At 69.3% G+C, this 14,024-nt stretch carries 13 protein-coding genes; 6 read left to right on the plus strand and 7 right to left on the minus strand.

Annotated elements, in window-relative coordinates; translation table 11 throughout:
* Window positions 1-81: 81 nt before the first annotated feature.
* Both V5F26_RS01235 and V5F26_RS01240 read right to left on the minus strand, forming a co-directional pair.
* Window positions 82-903, minus strand: coding sequence for a glutamine amidotransferase (locus V5F26_RS01235; protein ID WP_394946735.1), 822 nt, complete (start codon window positions 901-903; stop codon window positions 82-84).
* 85 nt (window positions 904-988) lie between these two features.
* Window positions 989-1,468: a tellurite resistance TerB family protein gene (locus tag V5F26_RS01240; RefSeq protein ID WP_234051054.1), complete on the minus strand. Its 480-nt coding sequence runs from the start codon at window positions 1,466-1,468 to the stop codon at window positions 989-991.
* Between the two features lie 290 nt (window positions 1,469-1,758).
* Between V5F26_RS01240 and V5F26_RS01245 the strand changes: the two genes are divergently transcribed.
* Window positions 1,759-2,160, plus strand: coding sequence for a response regulator (locus V5F26_RS01245; RefSeq protein WP_234051055.1), 402 nt, complete (start codon window positions 1,759-1,761; stop codon window positions 2,158-2,160).
* 150 nt (window positions 2,161-2,310) lie between these two features.
* Window positions 2,311-4,191 carry an ABC-F family ATP-binding cassette domain-containing protein gene (locus V5F26_RS01250; protein ID WP_394946736.1) on the plus strand — a complete coding sequence of 627 codons (1,881 nt, stop codon included), beginning with the start codon at window positions 2,311-2,313 and terminating at the stop codon, window positions 4,189-4,191.
* 96 nt (window positions 4,192-4,287) lie between these two features.
* On the opposite strand, the gene V5F26_RS01255 is transcribed toward V5F26_RS01250, so the two are convergent.
* On the minus strand, window positions 4,288-5,019 hold the full coding sequence (locus V5F26_RS01255) for a class I SAM-dependent methyltransferase (protein ID WP_234051303.1): 732 nt from the start codon (window positions 5,017-5,019) through the stop codon (window positions 4,288-4,290).
* Between the two features lie 216 nt (window positions 5,020-5,235).
* Between V5F26_RS01255 and gloB the strand changes: the two genes are divergently transcribed.
* Together gloB and V5F26_RS01265 are read left to right on the plus strand one after the other, a co-directional pair.
* Window positions 5,236-6,009 carry a hydroxyacylglutathione hydrolase gene (gloB, locus tag V5F26_RS01260; protein WP_394946737.1) on the plus strand — a complete coding sequence of 258 codons (774 nt, stop codon included), beginning with the start codon at window positions 5,236-5,238 and terminating at the stop codon, window positions 6,007-6,009.
* 3 nt (window positions 6,010-6,012) lie between these two features.
* Window positions 6,013-6,459, plus strand: a complete 447-nt coding sequence (locus tag V5F26_RS01265) for a cupin domain-containing protein (protein ID WP_234051058.1) — start codon at window positions 6,013-6,015, stop codon at window positions 6,457-6,459.
* A gap of 716 nt (window positions 6,460-7,175) precedes the next feature.
* On the opposite strand, the gene V5F26_RS01270 is transcribed toward V5F26_RS01265, so the two are convergent.
* The 3 genes from V5F26_RS01270 to V5F26_RS01280 form a co-directional block, all read right to left on the minus strand.
* Window positions 7,176-7,769, minus strand: coding sequence for a sigma-70 family RNA polymerase sigma factor (locus V5F26_RS01270; RefSeq protein ID WP_394056031.1), 594 nt, complete (start codon window positions 7,767-7,769; stop codon window positions 7,176-7,178).
* A gap of 281 nt (window positions 7,770-8,050) precedes the next feature.
* The gene (locus tag V5F26_RS01275) at window positions 8,051-8,332 is read right to left on the minus strand and encodes a con-10 family general stress protein (RefSeq protein ID WP_234051060.1); all 282 of its coding nucleotides are present in this window, start codon (window positions 8,330-8,332) and stop codon (window positions 8,051-8,053) included.
* A 209-nt stretch (window positions 8,333-8,541) separates the two neighbouring features.
* The gene (locus V5F26_RS01280) at window positions 8,542-10,257 is read right to left on the minus strand and encodes a sensor histidine kinase (RefSeq protein ID WP_394946738.1); all 1,716 of its coding nucleotides are present in this window, start codon (window positions 10,255-10,257) and stop codon (window positions 8,542-8,544) included.
* Window positions 10,258-10,563: 306 nt separating this feature from the next.
* On the opposite strand from V5F26_RS01280, the gene V5F26_RS01285 reads away from it, so the two are divergent.
* Window positions 10,564-11,349: a response regulator gene (locus V5F26_RS01285; protein ID WP_394946739.1), complete on the plus strand. Its 786-nt coding sequence runs from the start codon at window positions 10,564-10,566 to the stop codon at window positions 11,347-11,349.
* A gap of 91 nt (window positions 11,350-11,440) precedes the next feature.
* Window positions 11,441-11,785: a hypothetical protein gene (locus V5F26_RS01290; RefSeq protein WP_234051063.1), complete on the plus strand. Its 345-nt coding sequence runs from the start codon at window positions 11,441-11,443 to the stop codon at window positions 11,783-11,785.
* A 558-nt stretch (window positions 11,786-12,343) separates the two neighbouring features.
* Here the strand turns inward: V5F26_RS01290 and V5F26_RS01295 are convergent.
* A complete protein-coding gene (locus V5F26_RS01295) occupies window positions 12,344-13,993 on the minus strand; it encodes a DUF3300 domain-containing protein (RefSeq protein ID WP_394946740.1) in 1,650 nt (549 codons plus the stop codon).
* Window positions 13,994-14,024 lie beyond the last annotated feature (31 nt).

Raw genomic sequence — 14,024 nt, forward strand, 5'->3', positions numbered from 1 at the left:
CCCCGCGACTGTGACCTGGGCTTGTTGTGCCATGCCGAGCTTGCGCGGAGGTGGCAGGTCACCACACTTCGCAGGCTGCCCTCAGCCGCGAGGCTTCGCGCGCCCGCTTTCGGCCACCAGCCACATGTCGAGGAAGCCATCGAGCCAGCGGCACACGGCGGCGTCATAGCGGCTCCAGCCGGCCAGATGCGCCTCGCCCGGCTGGGCGCCACGCTTGGTGAGGTTGTGCGCCCCCCGGACGGTCCACAGGCACATCATTTCCCGCGTCACTTCGGGGTGGAACTGAAGGGCGTAGGCACTCTCGCCATAGCGAAACGCCTGATTGGGAAAAACCTCCCCCGTGGCCAGTAATTCCGCCCCGGGCGGCAGCTCGAAACCTTCCGAATGCCAGTGGTAGACGTGGCTCGGCCAGTTCAGCAGCGCGGCTCCGGTATCGGTGGCCGCGAGGGGATAATAGCCGATCTCGCAGGCCCCCTCCTGATGGGGGGACACCTGGGCCCCCAGGGCCTTGGCCATCATCTGCGCACCCAGGCAGATGCCCAGAAGCGGCGTTTCCGCCTCCAGCGCTTTGGCGATGAAATCGATCTCGGCACGCACGAAGGGCAGATCGTCATTGGCGCTCATGGGCCCGCCGAACACCACCGCCCCCGCATAGGATGACAGCGTATCGGGCAGCGGATCACCCAAAGCGGGACGCCGCACATCCAGCCGATAGCCGCGCCGCTCCAGCCGCTCGCCCACGCGGCCGGGCGTGGAATGAGCCTGATGCACGATGATCAGAATGTCGGTGCAGTCCACGCTCTCGCGCTCAGGCGTGTCGGCGCGCGCACACGGGGGGCGGGCCGCGTTCTCCTGAAGCGCATCAATGCCGCCGGCAGATGCGGCGGACCGCGGCGCTGCCATGACCCCATCGGCGGGGCCGGCTCCGCGCGTTTCATCGCGCGCGCCTTGCTCCCGCGCCGCGCCGCAAAGCCCGCCCGTCCAAGCGCTAGTCCTGTCGTTCACCGCCGTTTTCCGCCTCCTCACGGATCTCGCGACGGATCTCGACCCGGTCGCGCGTGTCCACATTCAGCAGCTCCGCCGCGCGCCACACGAGATTGTCCTCAAACTCGGTCAAGGTGCCGTCCGCGAAGGCCACCTGGAACATCATCTCCACGATGCGCCGGCGCCCCTCATCGTCCAGCGCCCGGTTCAGCACGCTGGTGAAAGCATAAAGATCAACGGCTTCCGCATCCTTGGCAATGGCCAATTCCACCAGGGCGTCACTTTCGGTGCCGCTCAGCGCGAAACGATCCTCCAGGACACGCTTCAGCACCGCGCGTTCCGAATCGGTGACCACGCCGTCGACGGTGATGACATGCACCAGCAAGGCGGCGGCAGCGAGGCGGTAATCATCGGCGCCGAACGCCGTCAGCTCCCGGCGGCCACCGGTGATGTCCGAGATGAAGTCTGCAAGGCTGCGGAACATGCTTTGGGGCATCCTGTGGCTCGAAACGGCGTCGCGGAACCCTGAGGGCCCGGCGTCGCACCGGTGAACGGAACGGAACTCGATGCTACATGGGCGCGAGGCGCCGGCACGCAAGGGCCGTGGCCCTTCACCCTGCCCCGCCCCTTGCCATGATGCCGCCACCGAGGCAACCGCCGCAACCGGGAACCGCGGGCCCGCCCACCCCTGCGGCGAAGCCCGCGATGTGCCATGATGGGCGATCGGGAATCGAACCGCGCCGGGCCGGAGCCGGCAGAGCAGGAGGCCATCCAGTGCTCGATCAGCCCGCCGGCCGCGGCACCATCCTGCTGGTGGAGGACGAGCCGTTCGTGGCGCTCGTGGCCCAGCAGGTGCTGGAGGACCACGGCTTCACGGTGACGGTGGCCGCCCATGGCCGCGCTGCCCTGGAGCATGCGGGCAATTCCGCCGGCCAAGCGCTGCTGCTCGCCGTGGTGGACATGGGCCTTCCGGACATGAGCGGGGGCGATGTGGTGCGCGCACTGCGCGGGCTCCTCCCCCATCTGCCCGTCATCGTCGCCACGGGCTATGCCGCGGAGGAGGTTGAGGGCGAGCTCGCGGGGTTGGACAAGGTGGTGGTGATCCGCAAGCCCTATGACGTGCGAACCCTGCGAGCCACCCTGCGCGGCTTCGACATCGACATGCCCGAGGACTAGAAGCACCACCGCCGCCGCGTCGACATCAGCCAGGATGATCTGCCACCACGCGGAAGGCACGATGGAAGGCTGGCGCGCAGACATGGCTGGCGCGGCCTGCCCGCACGCAAGCCTTGCCCCGCCCCGCCGGGCCTGCGAAAAGGCGCGGCCATGATCGTTCTCGACGATATTTCCCTGCGCCTCGCCGGCCGCCTGCTCATCGACCACGCCTCTGTCGCCATTCCGGAGAATGCGCGGGTGGGCGTGGTGGGCCGCAACGGCTCGGGCAAGACCACCCTGTTCAAGGCCCTGGTGGGCGAGTTGGAGCTGGAGAGCGGCGCCATCCGCCTGCCCAACCGCACCCGCATCGGCCGCGTCGCCCAGGAGGCCCCCGCCGGCCCCGACAGCCTCATCGAGCGCGTGCTCGCCGCCGATACCGAGCGCGCGGCCCTGCTGAAGGAGCGCGAGACCACCGACGACCCCATGCGCATGGGCGAGATCGAGGCGCGGCTCATCGACATCAACGCCCATTCGGCTCCGGCGCGGGCGGCCACCATCCTGGCCGGCCTCGGCTTCGATGAAAGCGCCCAGAGCCGGCCTTGCTCGGAATTCTCCGGCGGCTGGCGCATGCGCGTGGCGCTCGCGGCCCTGCTCTTCACCGAGCCGGACCTGCTGCTGCTGGACGAGCCCACCAACTATCTCGACCTCGAAGGCACGCTGTGGCTGCAGGATTACCTCGCGCATTATCCGCGCACGGTCATCCTCATCAGCCATGACCGCGATTTGCTCGATTCGTCGGTGGACCACATCCTGCACCTCACCGGACAGAAGCTGACCCTCTACAAAGGCGGCTTCACCTCCTTCGACCGCCAGCGCCGCGAGCGGCTGCTTCTGGACCAGAAGGCCCGCAAGAAGCAGGAAGCGCAGCGGGCGCACATGGAGTCCTTCGTGGCCCGCTTCCGCGCCAAGGCCACCAAGGCGAAGCAGGCCCAGTCGCGCCTGAAGGCCCTGGCACGCCTGGAGCCGCTGGCCGCCCAGGTGAGCGAGGAGGCGGCGTCCATCTCCATCCGCCATCCCGAGCGGCTGCTGTCCCCGCCCATCGTGGTGCTGGAGAAGGCTGCGGTGGGCTATGTTACCGGCAAGCCGATCCTGCGCAATCTCGATCTGCGCATCGACGAGGATGACCGCATCGCTTTGCTCGGCCCCAATGGCAACGGCAAGTCCACCTTCGCCAAGCTGCTGGCGGGCCGGCTTTCCACCGATAGCGGGCGCATGGTGCGGGCCGACAAGCTGGAAGTGGCCTATCTGGCCCAACACCAGCTCGACGAACTGCGCCCCAATGACAGCCCTGCCGAGCACGTGCGCCGCCTGATGCCCGACGCCCCGGAAGCGCGGGTGCGCGCGCGGGCGGCCGAAATGGGCTTTTCCGGCGGCGCGGCCGACACCAAGGTCTCGTCCCTCTCGGGCGGCGAGAAGGCACGCCTGCTCCTGGGGCTGGCCACCTTCCACGGACCGCACCTGCTCATCCTCGACGAGCCCACGAACCACCTGGACATCGAGGCGCGCGCCGCGCTGATCGAGGCGCTGAACGATTTTCCCGGCGCGGTCATCCTCATCTCCCATGACCGCTATTTGCTGGAAGCTTGCGCCGAGCGGCTGTGGCGGGTCTCGGGCGGCACCGTGAAGCCCTATGAGGGCGACCTCGACCAGTATCGCACCGAGGTGCTCTCCAAGGCCGACGGCGACCGCATGACCAGCGAGGGCCGCAAGGAGAAGGCCGCCACCAAGGAGGAGAGCGCGCCAGAGCCCAAGCGCCGCATCGCCACGGGTCCGCTCAAGAAGCGCATCCGCGAGCTGGAAAGCCAGGTGGAGAAGCTGGAGCGGCTCATTTCCCTGCTCGACACCCGGCTGGCGGACCCGGCCTTGCACGCCAAGGCGCCGCTGGACGCCGCCCGCTATGGCCAGGAGCGCACCACCGCGGCAGCGACCCTTGCCAAGGTGGAGGAGGAGTGGCTCACCGTGAGCGCGGAGCTGGAGGAAGCGGGGGGCTGACGGCCCCTGCCGCGGAAGCGCAGGTCCGGAGCGCGGTCCAAGTCTGCGACATTCGCCGCGACACCGCCGCGCGGCCTGTCCGGGCGCGGGAGTCGCTCAGCTTGTCGGCACGCGCCCCAAAGCGGGTTCCAGGCCCGGTTCCATCACCGGGGCGAGGCGGGTGCGGCGGATCATGACCGGGCGATAGAGCTGCTTGGTGGCTTCCACCACCAGCACGCCGGAAAAGGGCAGCGACAGGCGCGAGCCCACCCGCTCAAAGGCGACCGCCGTGCGCAAGAACCAGCGGCTGGGCGGGGCGTAGAGCGCCTCGCTCCACCCCACGGGCGTGAACAGCGCCTCGCGCAGCAGTCCCACCACCTGGCCACGCGAGAAGGGCCGGCCATTGCCGAAGGGCGTGGTATCGAGCCGCGCCCACACGCCGCGCCGGTTGGGCACCACCGCCAGCAGACGCCCGCCGGGGGCCAGCACGCGCCACACCTCGCGCAGCATTTCGGCGGGGTTGCTGGTCATTTCCAAAGCGTGCACCGCCACCACCCGGTCCATGCTGGCGGTGGGCAAGGGCAATAGCAGCTCATCGGAAAGGGCGGCGAGGGCGGGGCCGGTGGACGGCCAGCGCACCACGCCCTGAGCCGCGGGCATCACCGCGATGCAGCGCTCCGCCTCCTCCCGGAACACGCCGAGAAAGGGGATGGCATAGCCCAGGCCGAGCACGGAAAGGCCGGTGACGTCCTCGAAGCGGGCGCGGATGGCGCGTCCGAGCAGCCGCCGGGTAATGACGCCCAGCGGCTGGGCATAGAAGTTGCGCAGGTCGACCACGTCGAGATTCATGCCGCTGCCCGCGATCCCCTGGCTGCCGAGATCCCACATGCTGCGAAAGTCCGGATCCACGCGCGCGCCCGCGCCCGTTGTTCAAAGGCCATGAATAGAGCATCGTCGCGGCCGGGTCGCCAGGCTTCTCGCGGCGACGGTGCAAAAGGCGGGACAGGCGCAAGCGCCACGCCTCTGCTATCATCGCCGCGGGCCACTGCCCCGGAGGACCCTTTCGTGCCGGCGGAGATCCGTCTCGTTCCCTGCCTCAGCGACAATTATGCGGTGCTGCTGCATGATTGCGTGACCGAAGCCACCGCCGTCGTGGACGCACCCGACGGGGAAGCCATCATCGCCGCCGCCGATGCGGCCGGCTGGGCCATCACCGAGGTGCTGGTCACCCACCATCACGCCGACCATGTGCAGGGCATCCCCGCGCTCAAGGCGCGCTATGGCGCCACTGTCGTTGGCCCGCGCAAGGAGGCGGATGCCATTCCCGACATCGACGTGGTGGTGGAGGATGGAGACCCCGTCGCCGTCGGCGGCCTGGTCGGCCGGGTGCTGGAAACGCCCGGGCACACGCTCGGCCATGTGGTCTATCTGTTCGAGGGGGAGCGGCTGCTGTTCAGCGGCGACACCCTGTTCTCCCTGGGCTGCGGGCGCGCCTTCGAGTGCGAGCCGGCCGTGCTATGGCACTCCCTGGCCCGCCTGCGCGCTTTGCCGGGCGACCTTTCCGTCTATTGCGGGCACGAATACACCCTGGCCAATGCCCGCTTCGCCCTCTCGGTGGATCCGGATAATGGGGACCTGAAGGCGTTTGCCGCGCAGGTGGAACAGGCCCGCGCCGAAGGCCGCCCCACCGTGCCCTCGCGCCTCCAGGACGAGTTGAAGGCCAACCCCTTCCTGCGGGCGGACGATCCCGCCCTGGCCGAGCGGCTGGGGCTCGCCGGGGCGGAGCCGGCGGCGGTGTTCACCGAACTGCGCGCCCGCAAGAACGACTTCAAGGGCTGAGCCATGGACCGTGCCGACACCCTGGACCCCAGCCTTGCCGCAGCCGACATCATCGCCTTGCTTGGCCTCCAGCCCCACCCGGAAGGCGGCCATTTTCGCGAAACCTTCCGCGACGTGGCACCGGACGGCGGGCGCGGAAGCTCCACCGCCATCTATTTCCTGCTGGCGGCGGGAGAGCGCTCCCACTGGCATCGTGTGGATGCGGTGGAGATCTGGCATTGGCACGCCGGCGCGCCGCTCACCCTTTCGGTGGCCGATGACAAAGGCCGCAGCGACCTGCTGCTGGGGCCGAAGCTCCATCTGGGGGAACGCCCGCAAGGCATCGTGCCCGCCTTCGCGTGGCAGGCGGCCGTGAGCACTGGGGCCTGGACCCTCGTCGGCTGCACCGTCGCCCCCGCCTTCGACTTCGCCGGCTTCGAGCTGGCCCCACCCGGCTGGTCGCCGGGCTGAGGGTTTCTGGCGTTTTCCTAAATCGGCCAAGGGCTTCAGCTTTTTGAGCCGGGGCTGTCTCTCCGCGAGACGCGGCCCCGTCCGTTGCCCCTCAGGGCGCAAGCGGAGCGTCCCTGAGCGCACGCGTGGAAATCAGCGAAGGCCTGCTGCCCGCAGCCAGAGACCAAATGGCCGGCCGATACGGGTGTGCCGGGTGAGAACAGCGGAGAGGCCAGCCCGGGGCGCCCTTGCCCTTCGGACCATTTCCGCTTGCCGCGAAGCTGGAGGGCATTCAACAATTCATTGATTTATTTTATTTATCGGCGCGCCCCGGTGTCCACTTCACTCGATACCGTTCCACACAGCCGAGGCGAGCGCCGAACGCTCTCCGGCCACGGCGGGAAGGACGCACGCCGAGTCCCGGACAGGCCTGCAGGCCGCCGACGTCGGCGCGCCCCAGGCTCCGGTCACCCGGCCCCGCACCGGGCGGCGCCGTCAGCTCTCGCCGCCCCGGCCGCCATGGGGCGAGGAAATTCAACAAGCTATTGATTTCAATCATTTATCGGCGCGACGCGAATTCCACTTCGCTCGATACCACTCCACGCGGCCGAGGCGAGCGCCGGACGCTCTCCGGGCACAGCGGGGAGGACACCCGCCGAGTCCCGGACAGGCCTGCAGACCGCAAACGCCGGCGCGCCGCAGGTTCCGGTCATCCGGCCCCGCACCAGGCGGCGCTGTCAGCTCTCGCCGCCCCGGCCGCCATGGGCGGCGGACAGGGCGATGGCGTCGCCCTCCACCACGTCGGCGGTATCGCTGGCGCCCATCAGCACCAGCAGCTTGGCGCGGGCCCGGTTGACGCGGCTCTTGATGGTGCCGAGGGCGCAGCCGCACACCTCCGCCGCCTCCTCATAGGAGAGGCCGGCGGCACCCACCAACACCAGCGCCTCGCGCTGGTCGTCGGGCAGGTGGGTCAGCGCCTCTTCCAGGGATTGCAGGGTCATGGACCAGTCCTGGCTGGGGCCCACATTGGTGTCCTGCTGGGCCAGCACCGACAGGCCCTCATTCTCGCGCCGTCGCTTGCGCATGTCGGTGTAGTAGGTGTTGCGCAGGATGGTGAACAGCCAAGCCCGCAGATTGGTGCCCGGATCGAACCGATCGATATTGGCGAGCGCCTTCAGCAGCGTTTCCTGAACCAGATCGTCCGCCTCGGTGCGGTTGCGGGTCAGGGAACGCGCGAAGGCACGCAGAGCCGGCAGGAACTCCAGCACCTGCATGCGCAGGGGCGGGTCGCTGTCGGGGCTGCTCGCGTGCGGGCGTGGCGTCACGTCCATGGCGAACCCTCGCATACGAAAATGCCGGGTGCGCCTGCGATCCGCCAATGGCGGGCCTTCGGCGCGATCCGCACGCGCCTTGCTTCACCACGAAGGGGGTGATGGCACTTTCGCCATCGGTTGAAACGCCCACCCTCGCGGCCTGCGCTGCGCATCTGCCTCATCTTAAGCCAGTGTGGACGTTTGCGGAAGGCGCACGCTGAACGCGCGTGCGGCTTCACATTCGCGTGAAGCGACATGGTCCCACGCGGCGTGGGCCACGCCGCGCCGCGCCCATGCTCTCATGCGCTGCGGCTGCCGGAGCCCTGGCCGCCGTGCTTCTGGCCGCCCTTCTGCCCCGCCTGCGAGGCGAGCGTGCGGTTACGCGAGAAGCTGCGCTGGTCATCCGAAACGCTCTGCCCACCCTTACGGCCGGCGGCGGCGGCCAGCGCCCGGTTCTGGAAGAAGCTGCGCTTCTCGGCGGGCACGCTCTCCCCGCCCTTGCGGGCAATGGCGCGCTGCTTTTCCGCATCCATGGCCGCGAAGCCACGGTGGGATGGGGCCTTTGATTGAACCTTTTCCATCACTGCTGCTCCTGGTCCCTTGCTGCTGGCGTCCGGCCTGAGGCCGGCTTGGCGACCGGGGGCCGGCTCCCCTGAATGGCCTTGGGCCGGGTTTGGAGAGGGCCTGAACGATCCGGAATGGGCGTCGGCTCAAAATCCGGTCGCATAACCATGAACGTTGCAGAACGGCAGAGGTTCCCGGCCCATCGTCCGGGAATGAGCAAGACGGCTCAGCGGCAGGGAAAGGCGCCGGTGACGACCATGCGTGCCCCATCGGCCACATGCACCAGGCTGCCGCCCAGCTGCGCGGCAAAGCCGTGGGCGAGGTCGCCGGTGGTTGCCGCCTCCGGCACATTCGCGCTCACGCGGATGGAGAGCATGCCATCCGCCAGGCCGCCGGTCAGCGTCAGGGCGGCGGGCTTGTCGGCCCGCAGCGTGCTCTCGCTGCCACCGGTCAGGCCGAGCACGATCTCCACCACCATCAGCGCGAGCGGCACCGCCATGTCGGTGGGCAGCGCGGCATCCTGCGCTTCCACGGTGATCCGCGCCGGCCGCTCGCAGGCGCCCTCGAGCAACGCCGCCAGCTCCCCCAGCAGCTCCCGCAGGCGCACCTGCGAGCCGTCGGCCGCCTCGTAGAGGATGCGATGCACCAAAGCCAGCGTGTTGACGCGGGTGCGCAGCTGGTCGAAGCGCCGCCGGTCGTCACCGCGCATTCCCGCGCCATAGAGGCTGATGAGGCTGACCACGATCTGCAGGCTGTTCTTGATGCGGTGGTGGATCTCGCGCACCAGCGCGGTCTTTTCCGCCAGCGCCTGGCGCAGCTGGCCATCACGCTCGCGCACCGCCAGCGCCATGTTCTCCACCGCATGGCCGAGGGCGCGGAACTCGCTGGGCGCGGCATCGATGCGGGTGGGGCGGAAGGCGTAGTGGCCCTGGGCATAGACCGCCGTCACCCGCCGCAGATACAGCAGCCATTGCAGCACGATGCGGTCCACCGCCAGCCACAGGCCGATGATGCTCGCCACCACGATCACCGTGGGCAAAGCGAAGCTGGCGGAGACCGTGAGCAGGGTCCAGCGGAACAGTCGGCTGGTGGGCATGGCGAAGGCGGCCACCAGCCCGTCGCGGCCCAGGGGGGCGGTGGCGAAGGTGTAGTCGCGGCCATCGGCGGTGCCCACGTCGCGCAGGCCACCCGCATCGGCGGTCATCTCCTTGCCGGCGAACAGAACGGCGGATACCTGCCGGGCGTTGGAGAGCAGTTCCTTGCCCTCGGCGGAGAACAGCGCCACCACCCCCTGGCTGGCGGGGGTCTCGCGGCGCAGCCGGGCTTCCAGCCAGGACACGTCGATGGACAGGCCGATGGCGCCGGAAAAGGTGCCGTCCCGCTCGCGAAGGGGCAGCACCCCCACCAGGACCTCGGTCTGGGCGGCCCGGCTGAACACCCGCTCCGACAGCAGAAATCGCGTCTCGCGCGTCGCCTGTCGCCACCAGCCTTGGCCCGATACATCGCGCGCCTCCAGCGGCAGGGCCGAGCATTCCACCGCGCCGTTGCGGTTCATCACGCCGATATTGCTGGCGAAAGGCAGGCTCAGCACCGCGCCGTGCAGAATGGCCTGGCAGGAGGGGCCAGCCTCGCGCACATCGGCGACATTCTGCAGGGCCCGCAGCACGTTCTCCGCGGAGGCGAACACTTTTTCCAGGGTCGAGGCATCGGTCAGCACATGCTGGAGCAGGCGCTGGCGGGCCTCCTGCTGGGCCGCCTGGAGCTGGAGCGCGCCCTGGACAAAATTGAGCCCCGCAATGGGGGCGAGGGCGAACAGCACCATGACGATGAGACGGCGGCGGACGCTGTCCAGAAGGCTGCGCGGATGGCCGGCCGCCGCCTCGAAGATCGCGCCGCGCTCCTTATGGCGCGCGCGCACCGCCTGCGCCTTCACCCACTCCATCGACAGCTCCGACGTGACCTGCCATCGTTCCCTGCCCGCATCCGCGCGACGCGGCGGGTGAAGCCAGATTTCATCCGGTTTACAATGCAAGGGGTTGCCAGCAGGTTCCGATCACGCGGGAACTTTCCGGCGGAGGGGCGTCGATCACGTCCCTTTTATTGCCCGGTTCGTGGTCAAGACTGCTGCTTCGGCGCACACGACACGCCCAAAAAACGATGCACGAGAACGATGCACGAGACATCTGGGGGAGGGGCCATGTCCATGAAGGGGTCATCCATCAGGGGGGCGAGTATCAGGGAGCAGCGAATGCCGCATTCCTCGATCATGAAGCAGCTTCCCGCGCTTCGGCGCTATGCCCGCGCGCTGCTGGGCTCCCAGCAAGCCGGCGACGGCGCCGTCAGGGACACCCTCCAGGCCCTGGTCGAAGGCCAGGTGGCGCTGGATGAAGGGATTTCGCCCCGCGTCGCCTATTATCGGGCCTTCCACCGGGTGTGGAACCGCAAGGCCGCCGGGGCACCGGACCTGCGCGCCGATCAGCGGCTCCAGTCCATGGACCTGTCTTCCCGGGTGGCGTTCCTCCTGACCGCCATGGAAGGATTCTCCTATACCGAGGCCGCGAGCATTCTCGGCGTCTCCATCGAGGAGGTGGAAGCCCAGGTGATCGCCGCCCAGCGCGACATCGACCGCCAGACCGCCACCCGCGTGCTCATCATCGAGGACGAATGGGTGATCGCCCTCGACCTCCGGAGCATGGTGAGCGACCTGGGGCATGAGGTGATCGGCGTCGCACCCACCCATTCCAAGGCGGTGGAACTGGCCGAAAGCTGCGATTTCGGCCTGGTTCTGGCGGATATCCAGCTGGCCGACGGCTCGTCCGGGGTGGATGCGGTGAACGACATTATGGGCTCGCGCGACGTGCCGGTGATCTTCATCACCGCCTTCCCGGACCGCCTGCTGACCGGCGAGCGGCCCGAGCCCACTTATCTCATCACCAAGCCGTTCCTTTCGGAAACGGTGAAGGCCACCATCGCCCAGGCCCTGTTCTTCCATCAGGCCCGCGGCGCGCCAGAGCCTGTCGCCCGCATCGCCTGAGCGGGCGCTCCGCCCGTCCCTTGTCCTTCCCTTGCCGTTTCCTTGGGTTCTGGCGCATCCTCCGCGCCGCACCCGCAGCAGGAGCTTTGCCATGGTTGAGAAGTCCGCAGCCGCCAAGAGCGCGTCCACTGAGAGCGAAGCCGCCAAAACCGATGCCGCGAAGACCGACGCCGGCCTCGACATGGATGCCATGCGCGCGGAACTGGAACATCTGCGCGGCGAGCTTTCGCGCCTGCTGGACGCAGTGGGCGAAAGCGCCCGGCAGGCCGCCGACGATGTGGCCATTGCCGCCGAGGCGCAGGCGGAAACCGCCGGCATCTGGGCCGAGGGGCAGTGCGAATCGCTGCGCTCCAGCATCCGCGAGCGGCCGCTCACCGCGTGCGCCATCGCCGCCGGCGCCGGCCTCATCCTGGGGCAGATCCTGCTCCGCCGCTGAGGCGCCTCGTCGCCCGACGATGCCGCGCCGGGCCTTGATTTCGCGACCGCGCAGCTGCGGCGGATTTTCTGGCCGGGACCGGCGGTGCCCCGGCCGGCCCATCGCTGCGGCCGAAGGCCGGCTGATGGGCGGATGGCTCCACGGGAGAGCTCACCGCCCGCACGCCCCGGCGCATGATCCCGGCTCCCGCTTGGCAGCGGGCGCCGACAGGGGCGACATCACCCTGAATGCGGGCGGGCTCAATCATGCTTCCGGCTCGCGGAGCGGGGAGAATGCTTTCGGCCCATCGAGCTGAGGCGCCTTCCAGCCGGCGACCCGCCCGCCGCTTCACGCGCCAACGCCCGAGAGGCGCCTTTGCGAGCCTGGTCCGCTGCGACAGAGATCGTGCTGTCGATCCGCCTCGACGCGGGCTCCCGCCACGCCGCCAACCCGCCGTGCGAGCGGGAGAAAACCGTTTCGCCCGCCTCCCCTTCCCACAGGCCTTTGCGCCAGCCCAATGGGCTCGCTTTAGCGCCGGATGGCAGAAGGCCCGTGAGTGGTGCTCACGGGCCTTCGGTCTCAGTTGTTGTTGCGCCGGTTGGTCTGCGGCCGGGCGCGCTGCTGGGGATTTGCCCTCTGCTGGGGTCTGGCGTGCTGCTTGGGCCGGGCGTGATGAGGCGCATTGGCACGAGGCTGCTGGCGCTGCGCGTTCGGACGGTTGGCGGGACGGTTCTGCCCGGCATTGGGACGGTTGGCGTTCGGACGATTCACGTTCGGACGGTTTGCCGCGGGCCGGTTCTCCGGACGATTCGCGCTGGGGCGATTGACGTTCGGGCGGTTCACATTCGGCGTGTTGCCGGGACGGCTCTCCGGCCGGTTCACGTTCGGACGATTAATCTCCGGCCGCGTGCCCGGGCGACCCTCCGGACGGTTGATGTTCGGCCGGTTGATCTCCGGCCGCGTGCCGGGGCGGTTGTCCGGACGATTGATGTTCGGCCGGTTGATCTCGGGGCGCGTGCCCGGACGACCGTCCGGACGACTGATCTCCGGGCGCGTGCCAGGGCGGCCGTCCGGACGGTTGCCGGGCCGGTTCACATCCGGGCGGTTGATTTCGGGGCGCGTACCGGGGCGATTATCCGGGCGGTTGATGATAATGCCGCTATTGCCGGGCTGATTGATGTTGATTTCGGGCCGGTTGATGATCGGGCGATTGCCCGGCCGGTTGCCCTGCCACGTGCCGCCACCGGGACGGGACGGCGGACGCATGGCCGGCCGGTCGGGCCGCCCCGGGCGGCCGGCGTCAGGCCGGCTGTGCGGCGGGCGGGGGTGCCACGGGCCAGGCCCCCAGGCCGGCGGGCGCGGACGCGGCCCCGGGCCCCAGCCCCAATGGGGCGGCTGATGCCACGCGGGCGGGGCCACCCAGATGGTGTTCCAACCCCGGTTGTTCCAGCCCCAGCGATTGTTCCAGCTCGAGCCCACCAGCACCCCTGCCCCGAAGCCCAGGGCCCCGGCGGCAAAGGTGTTGAACGCGGTATTGGGATTGTAGACCGGCACGTAGACGCGCTCGGGATTGGCCGGCTGGATATAGATGGTGCGCTGGCCGGCATCCTCGCGGGTGGTCACTACCTGCTGCGGCGTGGTGGCGAGGTTGCCCACCTGCTCGGCCTGCGCGCGCAGCATCTGAATGGCGTTGGAGACGTCCTGCGGCTGCTTGATGAAGGCGAAGCCGAGGGATTCCGTCCATTCCATGTGCTTGTAGAGGTTCTTCAGCACATCCGGGAAGCGCGTGAGCGCCTTCACGGAGGAATCCCAGGGCTTGCCGTCCAGAGCCGACAGGTCGCCGTGGCGCGCCGTATTGGGATTGCGCTCCACCCAGCGATAGGCGGCAACGATCTGGTCCGGGAACGCGGCGGCGGGCAGCAGGATGGCCAGCAGCGGATCCGGATAAAGGGCGATGGGCGCCAGCAGGAATTCCAGCTCGGCCAGGGTGTAGAGCTCGGGCGCGAGTTCCGGCGCCGCGGCCGGCACCTGCGCCGGAAGGGGCGGTGCCTGGGTGGGCGCGGGCGAAGCCTCCGCGGCCGGCGCCGGAGTGGCCGCCGCAGGCGCCTCGGGGCTCTGCGCCAAAGCGGGCGCGACCGCGGCCGACCAGCCGAACACCGCAGCAACCGCCATGCGCGACCAGTTGCCGGCCCAGGCCGGCGGCCCCTTTTTGCGAACGCAGCTCGTCATCCCTGTCTCCAGCGTCACCACGGCGCAGATC

The sequence above is a fragment of the Xanthobacter variabilis genome (assembly GCF_043831965.2).
Taxonomy (GTDB): Bacteria; Pseudomonadota; Alphaproteobacteria; order Rhizobiales; family Xanthobacteraceae; genus Xanthobacter.

What these genes read in the sequence shown, in the direction of transcription:
- V5F26_RS01285 (WP_394946739.1), top strand. Translation starts at nt 10,564, where the DNA reads ATGCCGCATTCCTCGATCATGAAGCAGCTTCCCGCGCTTCGGCGCTAT.
- V5F26_RS01270 (WP_394056031.1), bottom strand. Translation starts at nt 7,769, where the DNA reads ATGGACGTGACGCCACGCCCGCACGCGAGCAGCCCCGACAGCGACCCG.
- V5F26_RS01275 (WP_234051060.1), bottom strand. Translation starts at nt 8,332, where the DNA reads ATGGAAAAGGTTCAATCAAAGGCCCCATCCCACCGTGGCTTCGCGGCC.
- V5F26_RS01265 (WP_234051058.1), top strand. Translation starts at nt 6,013, where the DNA reads ATGGACCGTGCCGACACCCTGGACCCCAGCCTTGCCGCAGCCGACATC.
- V5F26_RS01255 (WP_234051303.1), bottom strand. Translation starts at nt 5,019, where the DNA reads ATGAATCTCGACGTGGTCGACCTGCGCAACTTCTATGCCCAGCCGCTG.
- V5F26_RS01290 (WP_234051063.1), top strand. Translation starts at nt 11,441, where the DNA reads ATGGTTGAGAAGTCCGCAGCCGCCAAGAGCGCGTCCACTGAGAGCGAA.
- V5F26_RS01250 (WP_394946736.1), top strand. Translation starts at nt 2,311, where the DNA reads ATGATCGTTCTCGACGATATTTCCCTGCGCCTCGCCGGCCGCCTGCTC.
- V5F26_RS01280 (WP_394946738.1), bottom strand. Translation starts at nt 10,257, where the DNA reads ATGGAGTGGGTGAAGGCGCAGGCGGTGCGCGCGCGCCATAAGGAGCGC.
- V5F26_RS01295 (WP_394946740.1), bottom strand. Translation starts at nt 13,993, where the DNA reads ATGACGAGCTGCGTTCGCAAAAAGGGGCCGCCGGCCTGGGCCGGCAAC.
- V5F26_RS01235 (WP_394946735.1), bottom strand. Translation starts at nt 903, where the DNA reads ATGGCAGCGCCGCGGTCCGCCGCATCTGCCGGCGGCATTGATGCGCTT.
- V5F26_RS01240 (WP_234051054.1), bottom strand. Translation starts at nt 1,468, where the DNA reads ATGTTCCGCAGCCTTGCAGACTTCATCTCGGACATCACCGGTGGCCGC.